General features: G+C 62.1%; 17 protein-coding genes. 15 read left to right on the forward strand and 2 right to left on the reverse strand.

Annotated elements, in window-relative coordinates; all coding sequences use genetic code 11:
* The first annotated feature begins 7 nt into the window (after positions 1-7).
* From ACOOFN_RS11260 to ACOOFN_RS11285, 6 genes are all read left to right on the forward strand, one after another.
* Positions 8-529 carry a MotA/TolQ/ExbB proton channel family protein gene (locus ACOOFN_RS11260; protein ID WP_420431503.1) on the forward strand — a complete coding sequence of 174 codons (522 nt, stop codon included), beginning with the start codon at positions 8-10 and terminating at the stop codon, positions 527-529.
* Between the two features lie 5 nt (positions 530-534).
* Complete coding sequence (locus tag ACOOFN_RS11265; protein WP_420431505.1) at positions 535-948, forward strand: ExbD/TolR family protein; 414 nt, start codon at positions 535-537, stop codon at positions 946-948.
* Positions 949-963: 15 nt separating this feature from the next.
* Positions 964-1,368 (forward strand): ExbD/TolR family protein, encoded by a 405-nt coding sequence (locus ACOOFN_RS11270; protein ID WP_420431507.1) that lies wholly within the window; start codon positions 964-966, stop codon positions 1,366-1,368.
* Positions 1,369-1,377: 9 nt separating this feature from the next.
* On the forward strand, positions 1,378-1,995 hold the full coding sequence (locus tag ACOOFN_RS11275; protein ID WP_420431509.1) for an energy transducer TonB: 618 nt from the start codon (positions 1,378-1,380) through the stop codon (positions 1,993-1,995).
* Between the two features lie 66 nt (positions 1,996-2,061).
* Positions 2,062-3,555: a hypothetical protein gene (locus ACOOFN_RS11280; RefSeq protein ID WP_420431511.1), complete on the forward strand. Its 1,494-nt coding sequence runs from the start codon at positions 2,062-2,064 to the stop codon at positions 3,553-3,555.
* Positions 3,556-3,700: 145 nt separating this feature from the next.
* Positions 3,701-4,309, forward strand: coding sequence for an energy transducer TonB (locus tag ACOOFN_RS11285; RefSeq protein ID WP_420431513.1), 609 nt, complete (start codon positions 3,701-3,703; stop codon positions 4,307-4,309).
* Positions 4,310-4,349: 40 nt separating this feature from the next.
* Here ACOOFN_RS11285 and ACOOFN_RS11290 read toward each other — a convergent pair whose 3' ends face one another.
* Together ACOOFN_RS11290 and ACOOFN_RS11295 are read right to left on the reverse strand one after the other, a co-directional pair.
* Complete coding sequence (locus ACOOFN_RS11290; protein ID WP_420431515.1) at positions 4,350-6,605, reverse strand: S9 family peptidase; 2,256 nt, start codon at positions 6,603-6,605, stop codon at positions 4,350-4,352.
* A gap of 68 nt (positions 6,606-6,673) precedes the next feature.
* The gene (locus ACOOFN_RS11295; RefSeq protein WP_420431517.1) at positions 6,674-7,912 is read right to left on the reverse strand and encodes an MFS transporter; all 1,239 of its coding nucleotides are present in this window, start codon (positions 7,910-7,912) and stop codon (positions 6,674-6,676) included.
* Between the two features lie 126 nt (positions 7,913-8,038).
* Here ACOOFN_RS11295 and ACOOFN_RS11300 point away from each other — a divergent pair, with 126 nt between their 5' ends.
* The 9 genes from ACOOFN_RS11300 (at position 8,039) to ACOOFN_RS11340 (ending at position 14,883) form a co-directional block, all read left to right on the forward strand.
* On the forward strand, positions 8,039-9,139 hold the full coding sequence (locus ACOOFN_RS11300; protein ID WP_420431519.1) for a DUF2336 domain-containing protein: 1,101 nt from the start codon (positions 8,039-8,041) through the stop codon (positions 9,137-9,139).
* A gap of 108 nt (positions 9,140-9,247) precedes the next feature.
* Positions 9,248-9,730: a Na+/H+ antiporter subunit E gene (locus ACOOFN_RS11305; protein WP_420431521.1), complete on the forward strand. Its 483-nt coding sequence runs from the start codon at positions 9,248-9,250 to the stop codon at positions 9,728-9,730.
* On the forward strand, positions 9,727-10,044 hold the full coding sequence (locus tag ACOOFN_RS11310; RefSeq protein ID WP_420431523.1) for a monovalent cation/H+ antiporter complex subunit F: 318 nt from the start codon (positions 9,727-9,729) through the stop codon (positions 10,042-10,044). Before ACOOFN_RS11305 ends, ACOOFN_RS11310 begins: the two co-directional genes overlap by 4 nt.
* Positions 10,044-10,403, forward strand: a complete 360-nt coding sequence (gene mnhG, locus ACOOFN_RS11315) for a monovalent cation/H(+) antiporter subunit G (RefSeq protein ID WP_420431525.1) — start codon at positions 10,044-10,046, stop codon at positions 10,401-10,403. Before ACOOFN_RS11310 ends, mnhG begins: the two co-directional genes overlap by 1 nt.
* Positions 10,400-10,966 carry a DUF4040 domain-containing protein gene (locus ACOOFN_RS11320; RefSeq protein ID WP_420431527.1) on the forward strand — a complete coding sequence of 189 codons (567 nt, stop codon included), beginning with the start codon at positions 10,400-10,402 and terminating at the stop codon, positions 10,964-10,966. Before mnhG ends, ACOOFN_RS11320 begins: the two co-directional genes overlap by 4 nt.
* Positions 10,963-11,406 carry a Na(+)/H(+) antiporter subunit B gene (locus tag ACOOFN_RS11325; protein ID WP_420431529.1) on the forward strand — a complete coding sequence of 148 codons (444 nt, stop codon included), beginning with the start codon at positions 10,963-10,965 and terminating at the stop codon, positions 11,404-11,406. The genes ACOOFN_RS11320 and ACOOFN_RS11325 overlap by 4 nt, the downstream gene beginning before the upstream one ends.
* A complete protein-coding gene (locus ACOOFN_RS11330; RefSeq protein WP_420431531.1) occupies positions 11,406-11,897 on the forward strand; it encodes a cation:proton antiporter subunit C in 492 nt (163 codons plus the stop codon). The genes ACOOFN_RS11325 and ACOOFN_RS11330 overlap by 1 nt, the downstream gene beginning before the upstream one ends.
* A complete protein-coding gene (locus tag ACOOFN_RS11335) occupies positions 11,897-13,426 on the forward strand; it encodes a monovalent cation/H+ antiporter subunit D family protein (RefSeq protein WP_420431533.1) in 1,530 nt (509 codons plus the stop codon). The genes ACOOFN_RS11330 and ACOOFN_RS11335 overlap by 1 nt, the downstream gene beginning before the upstream one ends.
* Positions 13,423-14,883: a proton-conducting transporter membrane subunit gene (locus ACOOFN_RS11340; protein ID WP_420431535.1), complete on the forward strand. Its 1,461-nt coding sequence runs from the start codon at positions 13,423-13,425 to the stop codon at positions 14,881-14,883. The genes ACOOFN_RS11335 and ACOOFN_RS11340 overlap by 4 nt, the downstream gene beginning before the upstream one ends.
* Position 14,884: the final 1 nt, after the last annotated feature.

The raw sequence follows: 14,884 nt of genomic DNA on the forward strand, positions 1-14,884 counted from the left end.
CCACACAATGGATTTCCAAACAGCTCTTGGCGGACTGAACGAGTTTCTGGATCGGGGCGGCTTCGTGCTCGTCTGGATCATGGGTCTCACGTTCGTGATGTGGGCTTTCATCCTTGAGCGTCTCGCATACTTCATCTTCGCCCAGGCGGGCGATGCGAAGCGAGCGCTCAAGGAATGGTCCGCTCGGTCCGACCACACATCGTGGACGGCTCACGCCATTCGCGATCAGCTGATCTCCGAGGCGAGGCAAAAAGCGGAAAACAATGTCGAGCTCGTCAAGACGCTCGTCGCGGTTGCTCCGCTCTTCGGTCTCCTCGGTACGGTGACCGGTATGGTTTCGGTGTTCGACGTCATGGCCGTTTCCGGCTCGTCGGATGCCCGGGCGATGTCTGCGGGCGTGTCCCGTGCGACGATCCCGACCATGGCCGGCATGGTGGCAGCTCTGTCCGGTCTGATTTTCTCGAATCAAATCGAACGACTGGCAAAACGCCGCACCGCGATCCTCGCCGACCAGCTTGAACTGGAGTAGCGGTCATGCGCAGACGCAAGCAAAGAGGAGCGGATCAGGCTGAAGTGAACATGACGCCGATGCTCGACATCGTGTTCATCCTGCTGATCTTCTTCATCGTAACCGCGACCTTCCTGCAAGAGCAGGGGTTCGACATGCGACCGCCGCCGCCGAGCGATGAGCCGCCGAACACGGAATCGAATCCGGTTATCCTCGTGCAGATCGATAACGAGAACCGGGTCTTCGTGAACCAGCGTTCGACGAGTGAAGATCGCGTGCTCGCATCCGTTCAGCGGATCCGGGCAGAGGCGCCCAACAGCGCGGTGCTGATCGAACCGAATAACCAGGCCCAGACCGGCACAGTTGCGTTGATCTGGGACGATATGAGGTCGAATGGCATTCCGGTGTCGATCCAGCGCCAGCAAGGCGACGACAATTAACTCGGGGAGTGAATCATGGCTCGACGTATGAGCCGAGTACAGGCTGACGAGGAAGAAGTAGAACTGAACATGACGCCGATGCTGGATGTCGTGTTCATTCTCCTGATCTTCTTCATCGTCACCGCTGTGTTCGTGAAAGAACCGGGTGTGGATGTGTTTCGCCCCGATGTCAGCGGAAGTGAGCGCATGAAGCCGACGCTTCTGGTCGCTGTCACGTCCGAGGACGAGATCTGGATCAATCGTGACGTTTACGAGATGAACCAGGTGCGTGGTGTGCTCGAGCAATTGCTGTCCGAGAATCCGCGGGCTGAGGCGATGATCCAGGCAGATGAAAGTTCGCCGATCGGAACGGTCCTGGATATCCAGGAATTGCTGACCGAGCTGGGTGTTGAGGAAATCAACATCTCGGATGAACCATAGGAGGCTGATATGGGTAATTTGATACGTCTCATTATCGGTGTTCCGATCGCGATCATCGTGACATTCGCGCTGTTCGCGCTGATGCAACGATTGATTTTCGTCGGCGAGGTCGAATTCGACGAGGAAGGTGACGAATACAGCTTCGACATCAATCCTCAGGTCGAGGAACTGAATGCGCGGACACGCGATACGTCGATCGAAGACGTGCAGCAGGTCGATCCGCCGCCTCCGCCGCCGCAAATCGAGCGCCAGGCTGCCGATCTTCCGACGGAAAGCCTGTCGACGATCGTCGGCAGCATTCCGGAGTTCGACGCGCCGCAGCTGAATTCCGGCAATGTCAGCTTCAACGTGTCGGACCGTGACGCGCAGCCGCTGGTCCGGATCCCGCCGCAATACCCGGTACGGGCTGCGGAGCGCGGGCTGGAAGGCTATTGCGACATGCAGTTCAACGTGTCGCCCGACGGCACGCCGATCGATATCCAGGCCACCTATTGCACCAGCAGCATGTTCCAGCGCTCCTCCATCCGGGCCGTGGAACGCTGGCGTTACAGTCAACGGATTGTCGATGGCGTGGCACAGACGCGGGTCGGTGTGCAGACGCGAATCGAATACGAGCTGGCCGACTAATTCGGTCAATTACTGGCGGGGCCGTGCGGGGAGCACTGCCGGGCTGGGAGAAACAGAGGTGAGACGATGCTAAGCCGTCTTTTGATATTGGCAGTTTCCTCCATGGTCATGCTGGCCGTGGCTGTCCCGGATGCCGAAGCGCAACGCCGCAGTAATCGCAATCAGGACGAACAGGCCAGCAATGCCGAAAACCGCACCATGTCCGCGGCGATCGGTGAGCCCGTCTTGGCGGCCCAGACCTGCCTGGACGAGGAAAACTACACCTGCGTGATCAACACGCTGACGCCGCTGCTCAATGGCGAGATCAACGCGTTCGAGCGCTTCGTCATCCTGCGGATGCGCGGTGTGGCCTATTACAGCCTGGACCGGACGGAGCAGGCGATCAATGATTTCCTCGGTGCGGTAAACACCGGGATCGCGACGACCGATGAGGAGGTGCAGCTGCGCCTCAATGTCGGGCAGCTCTACATCATCACGGAGCGCTACAGTGAAGGCATCCGGCAGATGGAATTGGCGGTCCGGGCCGGCGCCGAACTGACGCCGAACCTGGCGCTGATGCTGGCCCAGGCCTACGCCCAGGCCGAGCGTTATTCCGAAGGCCTGCGTTATGCAGAGATGCAGTACAACATGGCGAGCCCGCGCGAGCGGCGGAACTACGACATGCTGTTGTTTTACTATCAGCAGCTCGACCGCGTTCCGGACCAGTTACGGCTGATTTCGGACATGGTCGAACGGTGGCCGGCCGACCGCAATATCTGGACATCGCTGGTGGCGCTTATGGCGCGCACGAACAATGAGTCGGGTGCGTTCGAGGCCAACAAGCTCATGTATCTCAATGGAATGCTCAACGAAGAACGCGAGATTGTGCGGCTGGCCCAGTATTACAGCTATTTCGAATACCCCTATCGCGGGGCGGTCATTCTGGAGCGCGAGATGAATGCCGGACGCGTCGCGCGCAGCCGCGAGCATCTTGAAATCCTCGCCAATATGTGGCGCCAGGCGCGCGAATATGAGCGGGCGATCCCGGTGCTCGAAGCGGTGGCACGCCAGGGTGATGGCGAAGACTATCTGCGTCTCGCCGAAGCGCTGTACCAGGAGAACCGGCTGGCGGAAGCCGAAACGGCCTTTGAAACGGCGATCAACCGCGGCGGTCTCAACCGTCCGGGCGACGCGATCGCGCTGCTCGGCACGGTGCGCTATGAGCAGGACAACCGGCAGGGCGCCCTGCAGGCTTTCCGCCAGTGCGGCCAGTATTCCTACAGCCGCCGGACCTGTAATGGCTGGGTCGAGTTCATCACAAACGAGATCAATGCCGCGCGCCAGCGGGCCGAACTCCGGGTTCGCGTGAACACGGAAGAGTGCCGCAACACGGTGCGTGAGGCCATCAATCTGGTCACAATCACTGGCAATGAATCGGACTTCGACGAAGAGGGCAATGCCATCATCGACGTGCCAGAGCGTTGCCAGAACTTCTTCAACGAACGCGGCGAGCAGATCGGCGGTTACGGCTTTACGGCCGCCGCCGCGGACAGCGAGGCAGACGGCGCTGACGCCGGCTGATCCATCTGCTTTCCTGCAAATTGAACCCCGGTCTTCGGACCGGGGTTTTTTGTATCCGCAATGATCACAATCCCGATAAAACTCCGCCGCATTCATGCGGAAAGGTGATTGGCGTGAGATGAACGCATGGCGAAGGAAACCCCCGATGCAACGCTTCTTGAGAGCCGCCGTGAGACTGCGGCTGACCGGGCTGATCACGGTGTCGCTTGCGGCCTTGATGGCCTATTTGCTCCGCGCCGGAGGCGATGACGGTCCGGTAAGGGCCGAAATGGACTCTGGCCTGTTTCCGCAAGTTGAACTGGTTGAAGTTTCGGAACTCTCAGGGATCGATCCGGTGGGGGCTACAGAACGGGCGCGAACGCTGCCGGAAATCGACGACCGGACCGCGCGCCTGCCGGCCGAGAGTGGCTTGGCCGGTGTGGAGCTGCCCAGCGTTGCCGGTCCGGACGGCAGGAGCGGTTCACGCGAGCGGGCCAGGTTTGATGTCGCGGCCATGATCGAGAGACGGGTTCTCCCGGACTATCCTATCCGTGCTTTGGAGCGGGGATTGGAAGGATATTGTCAGCTGGAGTTCGATGTCGGGCCGGACGGCACGCCCATCAATGTCGGCGTGAACGATTGCTCGCACACGATATTTGAACGCAATTCTGTGCGGGCAGTCGAGCGGTGGCGCTATTCTCCGCAGATCCGGGACGGTCTCGCAGTGACCCAGACCGGCTTGCGGACGCGGATCGACTTCAATCTCGACGATTAGCGGAAGGGCGGGGCGGCCGCGACGGTCACCTTCTTATTGCCTATTCCGCGGCCGTGGCCAGCTCTTCGACCTCGGCATCGGCGAGGCCGACCGTCATCAGGGCGAACGCCCAGTTCTCGGCGGTTTCGCGCAGGCTGTCGAAACGGCCGGACGCGCCACCATGCCCCGCGCCCATATTGGTGCGCATCAGCGTCAGCCCGTTATCGGCCCGTGTGGCCCGCAGGCGCGCAACCCATTTTGCCGGCTCCCAATAGGTCACCCTCGGATCGGTCAGGCCGGCGGTGGCGAGAACATGCGGATAGTCGATCGCGGCGATATTGTCGTACGGGCTGTATTCGGCGATCGTGTCATAAGCGTCGGCATCCTCGATCGGATTGCCCCATTCCGGCCATTCCGGCGGGGTGAGCGGCAGGCTCGGATCGGACATCGTGTTGATGACGTCGACGAAGGGCACGGCGGCAATGGCCCCGGCGAACAGGTCGGGCTGCAGATTGATTGCGGCACCGACCAGCAATCCGCCGGCCGATCCGCCATAGGCGACCATGTTGCCGCGTGAGGTGAAGCCCTCGGCGACCAACGCTTCTCCGGCCGACACGAAGTCGCGGAAGGTATTCATCTTGTTCTCGAGCTTTCCGTCGAGATACCAGCCATAGCCGCGCGCCTGGCTGCCGCGGATATGCGCGACCGCATAGATCATGCCGCGATCGACCAGCGACAGCGGGGTTACCCGGAAAGATGCCGGGATGGTGATGCCGTAGCTGCCATATCCGTACAGCATGGCCGGCGCCGATCCGTCGACCGGCGTATCGCGATGATAGAGAAGGGTTACGGGGATCTGCTCGCCGTCATGGGCCGGCGCCATGATGCGGCGCACAACATAATCCGCAGGGTTGTGTCCGGAGGGGATTTCCTGGCGCTTTCGCAGCTCTCGCTCGCGCGTTGCCATGTCGTAATCGTAAGTCTCTTCCGGCGTCGACGGCGATTCATAGCTGAAGCGCATGGAATTGGTCGCGAACTCGAAACCGGGATCGATCCCGAGTGAATAGGCTTCCTCATCGAAGGCGATGGTGTGTTCGGCACCGTCGCCGAGATTGCGGACGATGATGCGCGGCAGGGCGTTTTCGCGCTCGACCCGGACCATCCAGTCGCGGAAGCCCAACAGGCCGGTAATCAGCGTACCGGGCCGGTGATCGATCACCGGTTCCCAGTTCTCGCGCTGCGGCGCATCAAGCGGCGCGCGCATGACCTGGAAGTCGACTGCACCGTCGAGATTGGTGAGGATGTAGAAACCGTCGCCGGTCTCGGTCAGCGAGTATTCGACATCGGTCTCGCGCGCGGCCACGAGAACGGGATCGCTGGCCGGAATGTCGGCATCGATCAGCCGCACTTCGCTGGTCGTGTGTCCGGACGCCGCGATCACGACATAGCTGTCGCCGGCCGTATTGCCGATATTGACGAAAAACCCGTCGTCGGGTTCGTCATAGACGAGCACGCTTTCGCCTGCCTCACGATCCTGGCGGTAGACCCGCTTGGAGCGGCCATTGGCGTCGCGCCAGACCCAGAACAGGGTGGTCGAATCATTGGCCCAGGCGAAATCCCCGGTGCTCTCGTCGGTCAGGGTGGCAACGTCCTCGCCGGTGGCGAGGTCGCGGATGCGGATCTCGTAGTATTCGGAACCGCGGATATCGACCGAATAGGCCAGGTAGCGATGGTCGGGGCTGTGACCGACCGTGCCGAAATCGAAGTATTCGATACCCTCGGCCTCGGCATCGCCATCCAGCAGGATCTGTTCGGCATCGTCTCCCGGCGTTGCCGGATCGACCGGACGGCGGGCGAAGATCGGGTACTGCCCGCCTTCGCGGAAGCGGGTGTAATACTCGAATTCGCCGTCACGCTCCGGCACCGAGCTGTCATCCTCACGGATGCGGCCGCGGATTTCCTGGAAAATGCGTTCCTGGAGCGCTTCGGTCGGCGACATCACCTCCTCGTAATAGGCGTTCTCGGCCTCGAGGTGGGCGCGGATATCGGCTTGCAGAAGCGACGGATCGCGCATCACTTCCTGCCAGTTGTCGTCGCGCAGCCAGGCGTATTCGTCGGTCCGCGTGCGGCCGAGCTGTTCTATCGTCAGGGGGCGTTGTTCGGCAGTCGGAGCGCTGATCTGGAGCGCGCGGTCAATCAAGTTCATGCGAGTGGCCTCTGTGTTGGCGGCGGCCGGGTCTTGCGGAGCGTCGGCGGCGGGCGAGCTGCAGGCTGCAAGCACCGAAATGGCGGCCAATGCGGACAATTTGCGGAGCATGGCGTTTCTTCTCCTGACTGGATTTGGACGCACTATTACAAGCGCCGCGAAAGTTGGCCATGACCGATTCAGGTGCGCCGCCGGACCGACAATATCGGCGTGAACACTGCAATCAGGACGAGTACGATGGCAAGCCCTGCCATGGGGATCAGAACGGATTCGCGGGGGCCGAGTGCGGCCACGACGAAGCCCATGATCAACGCGCCCATCGGCATGCCGCCGAACAGGCCGAGCTGATAAACCGACATGATGCGCGCCATCATTTCCGACGGCGCGTTTTCCTGAACGACGGCGCGGCTCAGCGAGATCGCGACACCGGCGCCAAGCCCCCAGAAGAAGTCGAGCGCGTACAGACCGGCAAGCGGGATGGGCAGGGCGAGGCCGCCGAGGCTGATCACGGTCACCAGCTGGGCGAGCATGACCGCAAGGCCGGGGCGCTCGATATGCCCCAGTCGGGCGAGGAGTGCATTGGCGATAAAGGCACCGATCCAGAACACGACGAGAAGGCTGGACAGGGTGCCGTAACCGGCACCGTAAACGTCGCGAACGAGGACCGGGATCACGACAAAGAAGGCGCCGCCGACCACGAAGAATCCGACCGCAACCATGATCGCTGTCATCGACGCGATTACCGGGGATGCCAATACCGTGCGTACGCCTTCGACCAGGTCCTGCAAGGCGTGGGTGGTCGCGGTCCGCCTCGCCTTCAGCCGGGGCAGGCCGACGGTCGCGATAACGCCCAGCAGAAAGCCGGCGGCCTGGACGAACAATAGCAGGCCGGGGCCGGTCCAGCGCGCCAGATAGCCAACCCCCATCCCCGTAATCTGTCCCGCGAATTGCACGAGCGATGCAATCACCACGGCTTTCTGCAGGGTCAGGACCCGCCCCGAACGATTGGCGATGCGAACAACCGCATTGATCGCGGAATCGCGCGCCGGCAGCACGAAGGCGCCGCAGGCGCCGACCGCAATCGCATAGGAGATGAGCCACCAGTATGTGAGCGCACCCGAGATCAGCAGTGCGCCCAGCGAGGCGGCAAACACAGCGGCCAGCCCGTAGAATATAATGAGCAGGCGACGCCGGCCGCGGCGTTCGGCGAGGACGCCTGCGGCGGGCAGGAGGAACAGCATGGGGGCTGTCAGCGCCATCTGCGCAAGGCCCAGACGCTGGGGCGATTCCGCCAGCGTGAAATAGACGATGCCGGGAAACAGCGTGGTCTGCAGGCCGAAGCCGAAAAACCAGCCGGCAACGATCACCAGATAAGCGGCGAAAGGCGCCGGGCTCCGTCCTGTCTCGCTGTTTGTCACACCGCCCCCCGGCGAATTCGTGTTCCCACTAGAACAGTCTTTTGCGGCGGTGCAAGGCGGCAGGGCATCGCATACGCTTGTTTAACGTGTTGGCAGGCAGTTTGTCGCTGAATAACGGACAATCCGATGGCCCAACCAGAACCCCTGACATTGACCCAGATGGCGGCGACCACAGGGCGCGCACGCTCGGTTCTGGCAAAGCGCCTGGCGGATATCATTTGCCTGCCGTCCAGCGTCATCGGCCCGCAAGAACGCTGGATCGTGGGCGATCTACTGAACGAGGTCCTGCGCAACAGCGACGCCGCCATTCGCCGGCGCTGTGCAACGCGCCTGGCAGAGATCAAGGATGCGCCGGCCAATATCGTGAAGCTGCTGGCGGCGGATGGCATTGATGTCGCAGCGCCGCTGCTTGAACAGTCCGACGCGCTTTCCGATTTCGACCTGATGGAAGTGTGCCGCCTTGGCGGACTTGACCATCGCGTGCTGATCGCCAATCGCGACCCGGTTTCCGAAACGGTTTCGGCCACGCTGGCCTCTATCGGCGAACCCGCAGTGGTGCTGGCGCTGTTGCGCAACAAGAATGCGCGGCTGGCACCTCCGACGGTGACGCACCTTGTCTCGCTGGCTGAGGACGACACGTCCTACGTCAAGCTATTGCTCAAGCGCACCGAGCTGCGGCCGCGCGCCGCGCTGCAATTGTTCTGGTCGTGCGATCACGAGAATCGCAAGGCGATCCTCAGCCGGTTCGCTGTCGGACGTACGCTGATGATCGAAGCCGCAGAAGATGTTTTCAGCCTCGCGGCCGCCGAGGGCTGGGATGATCCGCTGGTCAATCGCGCGCTGAAATTCGTTGATCGTCGCCAGCGCAACCGCCAGGCCGGCGAGGAAAGCGCCTATGGGTCGCTCGAGGGCGTGATTGCCGCAATCCGTGTCAACGGTCCGGAACGCGCACTTCTGGAAGAACTCGCTCTGCTGGCGGGCATCAGTGATGGTCTGGCGCAGCGCATCTGTTCGGATTTTGGCGGTGAACCGGCTGCGATCCTGTGCAAGGCAACCGGCGCGGACCGCAATGTTCTGAACGCGTTATGTGAAGGCCTCGACGGGCTCGTCGGCGGCGGTGGACGTGACCGGGCACTGCTGATCTATGATGGTCTTTCCGTGGAAAAGGCGCAAACAGTGTTGCGTTACTGGGACTGGTCGAAGGCGGCCGAAAGCCGCGCGCGATAGCCTCATCCGATAGAATTGACCGAATCCAGTTGAGATACTGGTCAAGGCGCTTGGCCATGGTTAAAAGCTCCCAACGAACGCGTCCGCGGCGGAGTTTCGGGAGGAAGCATGATCTACGGGGTGAGCCTGAGCCTGGTGCTGGCGCTGCTGTGGTGGGTGCTGTCCGGATACGACAAGATCGTGCTGCTCTCATTCGGAGCGGCGAGCGTCATCATTACCCTGTTCCTCGTGTCGCGGATGCGGATTATAGACCGCGAGACGGCACCGTTTCTCCGGCTGGGCACGCTGATCCCTTATTACACCTGGCTTGGTGGCGAGATAGCCAAGGCCAATGTCGGCGTCGTCAAGGCGGCGCTGAAGCCGGAAATCGACATCACACCGCGGCTGGTCCGCGTGCCGGTAGACGCCGAAAGTGATTTGTCCCGCTGCGTGTTTGCCAATTCGATCACGCTGACCCCGGGCACCGTCACCGTCGAGATCGAGGACGATGCTTTCCTCGTCCACGCGATCGACGCCTCGTTCACGGCGCCGGAGGGATTTGCCGAAATGAACGCCAAGGCGGCGCGCGCCACCGATGGAGGCGGATCATGATGGACTGGGTCAATCTGATCGGCGTGCTGGCGATGGCGCTGGCCATGGCGATCATGCTGGCGCGGTTGTTTGCCGGCCCGACGCTTTACGACCGGGTTCTTGCCGCGAACTCTTTCGGCACCAAGACCGTGTTGCTCCTGTTGATCTTCAGCCTGCTGGTCGGTCGTGCTGATGGTATTGATATTGCTCTTCTTTATGCGTTGATCAACTTCATTGCGACGATCGCGATCCTGAAATTCTTCCGCTACCGTTCGCTCGAAATCGCGCTCGCGCAAATGTCGCTGCGGCGGGCCATCGACGGAGATGAAGACTGATGGAAACGCTGCTTCTGATCCGCGACATTGCGAGCGTCGCCCTGATGGCGACCGGTATCGTGTTCGTGCTGGCCGGCGCGGTCGGCGTCATCCGCCTGCCGGATTTTTATACCCGCATGCATGCAGCCGGCGTGACCGATACGCTGGGGGCCGAGCTGATCGTGTTTGCGCTCATCCTGCAGGCCGGCTTCACGCTGCTGGCGGCGAAACTTCTGCTGGTGGGATTCATCCTGTTCCTGACCAGTCCGACGGCCACGCACGCCGTCGCCAATGCGGCGCACCGGGCGGGGCTCAATCCGTTGCTGTCGCGGTACCACCCGCCACATCCGCGTGATGCGGGCAAGGAGGAGGCGTCGTGACCGAGTTCGACTGGACCCAATTGCTCGACTACGCTCTGATGGCGATGTTGCTGAGCGTCGGGATTGCCATTGTCCGGCTGCGTAACATGTTCGCCGCCGTCATGTTGATGGGCGTCTACAGCCTGCTGTCGGCGGCCTGGTTCGTATCGCTCGATGCCGTCGATGTTGCGTTTACCGAGGCGGCCGTCGGCGCTGGCATTTCTACCGTTTTGATGCTCGCCGCCATGCTGTTGACCGCACGCGAGGCGGAGCCGGTGGGGGCCGGACGGCACTGGGCGGCGCTGATCGTGGTTTCGGTGACAGGCGCCGCGCTGTTCTATGCGGTCGGGGACATGCCGATTTATGGCGATATCAATTCGCCCGCGAATTCCGGTGTCGGCATGGATTACATCACCTCGACGCCGCGGGAAGTGGCGGTGCCCAACGTCGTGACTGCCGTGCTCGCCAGCTATCGGGGTTTTGATACGTTTGGCGAAACGGTCGTGATCTTTGCCGCCGGGCTGGGCGTGATGCTGCTGCTGGGCCTGAATGGCCGCAAGGCGGGCAAGGGAGACAAGTCGTGAATTCGCATCTCGTTCTCCGCGTCGTCTCCAAACTGCTGATCCCGCTGATCGTGTTGTTCGGGCTGTATGTGCATTTCCACGGCGATTACAGCCCGGGCGGCGGCTTCCAGGCCGGCACGATCGTGGCCGCCGGCGTCATTCTCTACGCGCTGATCTTCGGCGTCGAGAATGCGCGGAAAGCGGTGCCGCCGATTTTTATCAAGTTCCTCGCGGCGTTCGGCGTGCTCCTGTATGGCGGCACGGGGGTCGTCTCGTTTTTCATGGGCATGAATTACCTCGATTATGATGCGCTGCACCCCGACCTCGCGCACAAGACCGGCCAGCACATCGGCATCATCCTGATCGAGATCGGCGTGCTGACCACGGTGTTCTCGGTGATGATGATGATCTTCTACGCCTTCGCCGGGCGGGCCCCTGACATTCCGGAAGAGGAGTGGTGATGATCGAGATCATCGCAGAGCGCTTCAACTTCATCGTCGTCATCATCCTGATGATGACGGGACTCTATGCCGTGGTCGCGACAGGAAACCTTGTCAAGCGCCTGGTCGGCCTGTCGCTGTTCCAGACCTCGGTTTTCCTGCTCTACATCACGACGAGCCAGGTGTTCGGCGGCCAGCCTCCGATCTTGCCCTATCCGCTCGAATACGGCGATGATACCGGTCATGGCGGCGGTGATTATGCGGCGGAAACGGCCGGCGATGCGGTTCAGGGCGCTGCCGGCCATGCCGAGGCGGCGCACAGCACGGTCGAGGTGCTCTATTCCAACCCGCTGCCGCACGTACTGATCCTGACCGCGATTGTCGTCGGCGTCGCCACGCTCGCCGTCGGGCTCGCGCTCGTGGTCCGCATTCGCGAAACCTATGGCGCCATCGAGGACGATGCGATCAACAAGGCGGACTACGCGGTCGAAAGCGCCGGGGATAACAGCTGATGGAGTTTCTCGCCTCCCTGATGCCGGCTTTCGTCAACGAGCACGGCGCGGCGATCGTCGTGGTCATTCCGCTGTTGGCGGCAGCGGTCGCTGCGGTCATGCCGAACGGCCGCATCGGCTGGGGCGTTGCCCTGCTGGCCGTTCTTGCCTCGGCGCTGGTTGCCATCGCGATCACGGTCGACGTTCAGGCGAATGGCGTGATCTCCTATGCGATGGGTGGCTGGCAGCCACCTGCAGGGATCGAGTTCCGGATCGACAATCTCAATGCTGTCCTGCTGTTGCTGATCGGTTTCACCGGCCTGCTGAGCGTCATCTATGCATTGCCGAGCGTGGCCGACGAGATCGCGGACAACCGGCAAGCGCTCTTCTACTCGGCGTTTCTGGTCTGTTTTGCCGGCCTGCTGGGCGTGGCGATCACGGGCGACGCCTTCAACATGTTTGTCTTCCTCGAGATCTCGTCGATCTCGACCTACGTGCTGGTGGGCATGGGGGCGTCCAATGACCGGCGCGCGCTGACAGCTGCCTACAATTACCTCATCCTCGGGACGATCGGCGCGACCTTCTTCGTGATCGGCGTCGGTTTCCTCTACATGGCGACCGGCACGCTGAACATGGCGGACATCGCAACGCGGCTGCCGGCGCTGAGCGATAGCCGGGTCGTGCAGGCGGCGTTCGCCTTCATCATTGTCGGTCTCGGCCTCAAGGCGGCGATGTTCCCGCTGCATCTCTGGCTGCCGAATGCCTATGCCTATGCGCCGAATTTCGTCACCGTCTTCCTTGCTACCACGGCAACGAAGGTGGCGTTCTACACGCTGGTGCGATTTGCGTTCGACGTGTTCTGGCCGGAAGCCAGTTTCGTCCAGATCAGCTTCCTCTGGGTCTTCGCCATTCTCGGGATTATCGGCATGCTGGTCGCGTCGGTGCAGGCGGTGTTCCAGCACGATGCGCGCCGGCTGCTGGCCTTCTCGTCGGTCGCCCAGGTCGGGTACATGATGCTCGGCCTCGGGATCGGCACGCTGGCCGGTGTTTCTGCCGGCATGCTGCACCTGGTCAATCATGCGATGATGAAGGGCGCACTGTTCATGGCGCTCGGCGCGTTCGCCGTCCGCTTCGGGGTTCGCCGGATTTCCGACCTCAACGGGTTTGCCCGCTCCATGCCCTTCACCGCAGCGGCGTTCACGATCGCCGGTCTGAGCCTTGTAGGCGTGCCGATGACGGTCGGCTTCTGGTCGAAATGGTATCTCGGTGTTGCCGCCTTCGAGAATGGCTGGTGGTGGGCGGTTGCCGCATTGATCCTTTCGTCGCTGATCGGGGCTGCCTATGTCGCGCGGATGCTGGCGGCGATCTGGGTCGCCGAACCGCATCACGACCGGACCGGCGACATCGCCCATGCGCGCGCGCCGATCCTGATGCTGATCCCGATGTGGGTGCTAGCGATTGCCAATATCTGGTTCTTCTTCGCGCCTGAATTCCTGATATCGATGACGAATGCCGCCGCCGAGTCGGCGCTCGCGGGGGCGACACGATGAGCTGGTCTCCCGAACTCGCCCTGCTCGCGGCTTTCGTCATTCCGCTCATTGGCGGCGTGTTTGTCGGCCTGCTCGGCAAGATGCCCAATCTGCGCGAAGGCGCGACGCTGACGGCGGCTGTCTTGTTGGCGCTGAATGTTGCCTATCTCGTTTCGGTCACCGGCGAGCGGCCGGAACTGGTCTATGCGATCGGCGATACCGGCCTTGCCTTCGGCTTCAGGCTGGAACCCCTTGGGGCGCTCTTTGCCGCGGTCGCCAGCGGGCTATGGATCGTCAACTCGCTCTATTCCATTGGCTATATGCGCGGGAATAACGAGCAGCATCAGACCCGCTTCTACGTGTTTTTCACGATCGCAATTGCCTGTGCCATGGGGGTGGCGCTGTCGTCCAATCTGCTGACGATGTTCCTGTTCTACGAGGCGCTGACGCTGTCGACCTATCCGCTGGTGGCGCACAAGGGCGACGACAAGGCGCGGCGCGGTGCGGCAATCTACCTGGCGATCCTGCTCGGTACGTCGATCGGCCTCCTGCTGCCGGCGATCATCGCGACACAATTCATTGCCGGATCGACCGATTTCACCGTTGGCGGGCTGCTGGCCGGAGAAGCCTCGCCGCTGGTCGCCAGCGTGTTGCTCGTCCTGTTTGCCTTCGGGATCGGCAAGGCGGCCCTGATGCCGGTCCACCCCTGGCTTCCGAATGCGATGGTCGCGCCGACGCCGGTCTCGGCGCTGCTGCACGCCGTGGCCGTGGTGAAAGCCGGCGTGTTCGCGATTCTCAAAGTGGCGACCTATATTTTCGGACCCGAACTCATCCAGGCGGCACCGGCCTCGAACTGGCTCGCCTGGATTGCGGCAATCTCCATCGTGCTGGCCTCGGTGATCGCCTTGTCGAGCGACAATCTGAAGCGGCGGCTGGCCTTCTCGACCGTATCGCAATTGTCCTATGTGACCCTGGGCGCGATGATTGCGGCGCCCCTAGCTCTGCTCGGCGCGGCCTTGCAGATCGTGATGCACGCCTGGGGCAAGATCACGCTCTTCATGTGTGCCGGCGCGATCTACACGGCGACCAAGAAGACCGAGATATCCGACATGCGCGGCCTCGGCCGCCTGATGCCCTGGACCTTCGGCGCTTTTGCTGTCGGCGCTTGCTCGATCATCGGCCTGCCCCCCTTCGGTGGGATGTGGCCGAAACTCTATCTGATGTGGGGGGCTGCGACCGCGGGCCAACAGGCGCTGATCGTAGCGCTCATCCTGTCATCGATTCTCAATGTGGCTTATCTGCTGCCGATTCCGGGCCGTGGCTTTTTCGACCCCGCGCCAGCAGAGGGATTGAAAAAGCCCGGACCGCTCTTCGCGGTGCTGCCGCCTGTTATTACGGCCGCCGGCGTCACGATCCTGTTCTTCCTGATCGGCCCGCTGACCGATTTCCTCGCCCCCGTTTTCGGTGTGGAGCTTTGAC

It is taken from the genome of Hyphobacterium sp., assembly GCF_965217055.1.
Taxonomy (GTDB): domain Bacteria; phylum Pseudomonadota; class Alphaproteobacteria; order Caulobacterales; family Maricaulaceae; genus Hyphobacterium.

Coding starts and splice junctions, on each gene's coding strand:
- ACOOFN_RS11290 (WP_420431515.1), bottom strand. CDS start 6,605: ATGCTCCGCAAATTGTCCGCATTGGCCGCCATTTCGGTGCTTGCAGCC.
- ACOOFN_RS11280 (WP_420431511.1), top strand. CDS start 2,062: ATGCTAAGCCGTCTTTTGATATTGGCAGTTTCCTCCATGGTCATGCTG.
- ACOOFN_RS11330 (WP_420431531.1), top strand. CDS start 11,406: ATGATCGAGATCATCGCAGAGCGCTTCAACTTCATCGTCGTCATCATC.
- ACOOFN_RS11335 (WP_420431533.1), top strand. CDS start 11,897: ATGGAGTTTCTCGCCTCCCTGATGCCGGCTTTCGTCAACGAGCACGGC.
- ACOOFN_RS11285 (WP_420431513.1), top strand. CDS start 3,701: ATGCAACGCTTCTTGAGAGCCGCCGTGAGACTGCGGCTGACCGGGCTG.
- ACOOFN_RS11300 (WP_420431519.1), top strand. CDS start 8,039: ATGGCCCAACCAGAACCCCTGACATTGACCCAGATGGCGGCGACCACA.
- ACOOFN_RS11260 (WP_420431503.1), top strand. CDS start 8: ATGGATTTCCAAACAGCTCTTGGCGGACTGAACGAGTTTCTGGATCGG.
- ACOOFN_RS11265 (WP_420431505.1), top strand. CDS start 535: ATGCGCAGACGCAAGCAAAGAGGAGCGGATCAGGCTGAAGTGAACATG.
- ACOOFN_RS11270 (WP_420431507.1), top strand. CDS start 964: ATGGCTCGACGTATGAGCCGAGTACAGGCTGACGAGGAAGAAGTAGAA.
- mnhG (WP_420431525.1), top strand. CDS start 10,044: ATGGAAACGCTGCTTCTGATCCGCGACATTGCGAGCGTCGCCCTGATG.
- ACOOFN_RS11340 (WP_420431535.1), top strand. CDS start 13,423: ATGAGCTGGTCTCCCGAACTCGCCCTGCTCGCGGCTTTCGTCATTCCG.
- ACOOFN_RS11305 (WP_420431521.1), top strand. CDS start 9,248: ATGATCTACGGGGTGAGCCTGAGCCTGGTGCTGGCGCTGCTGTGGTGG.
- ACOOFN_RS11310 (WP_420431523.1), top strand. CDS start 9,727: ATGATGGACTGGGTCAATCTGATCGGCGTGCTGGCGATGGCGCTGGCC.
- ACOOFN_RS11275 (WP_420431509.1), top strand. CDS start 1,378: ATGGGTAATTTGATACGTCTCATTATCGGTGTTCCGATCGCGATCATC.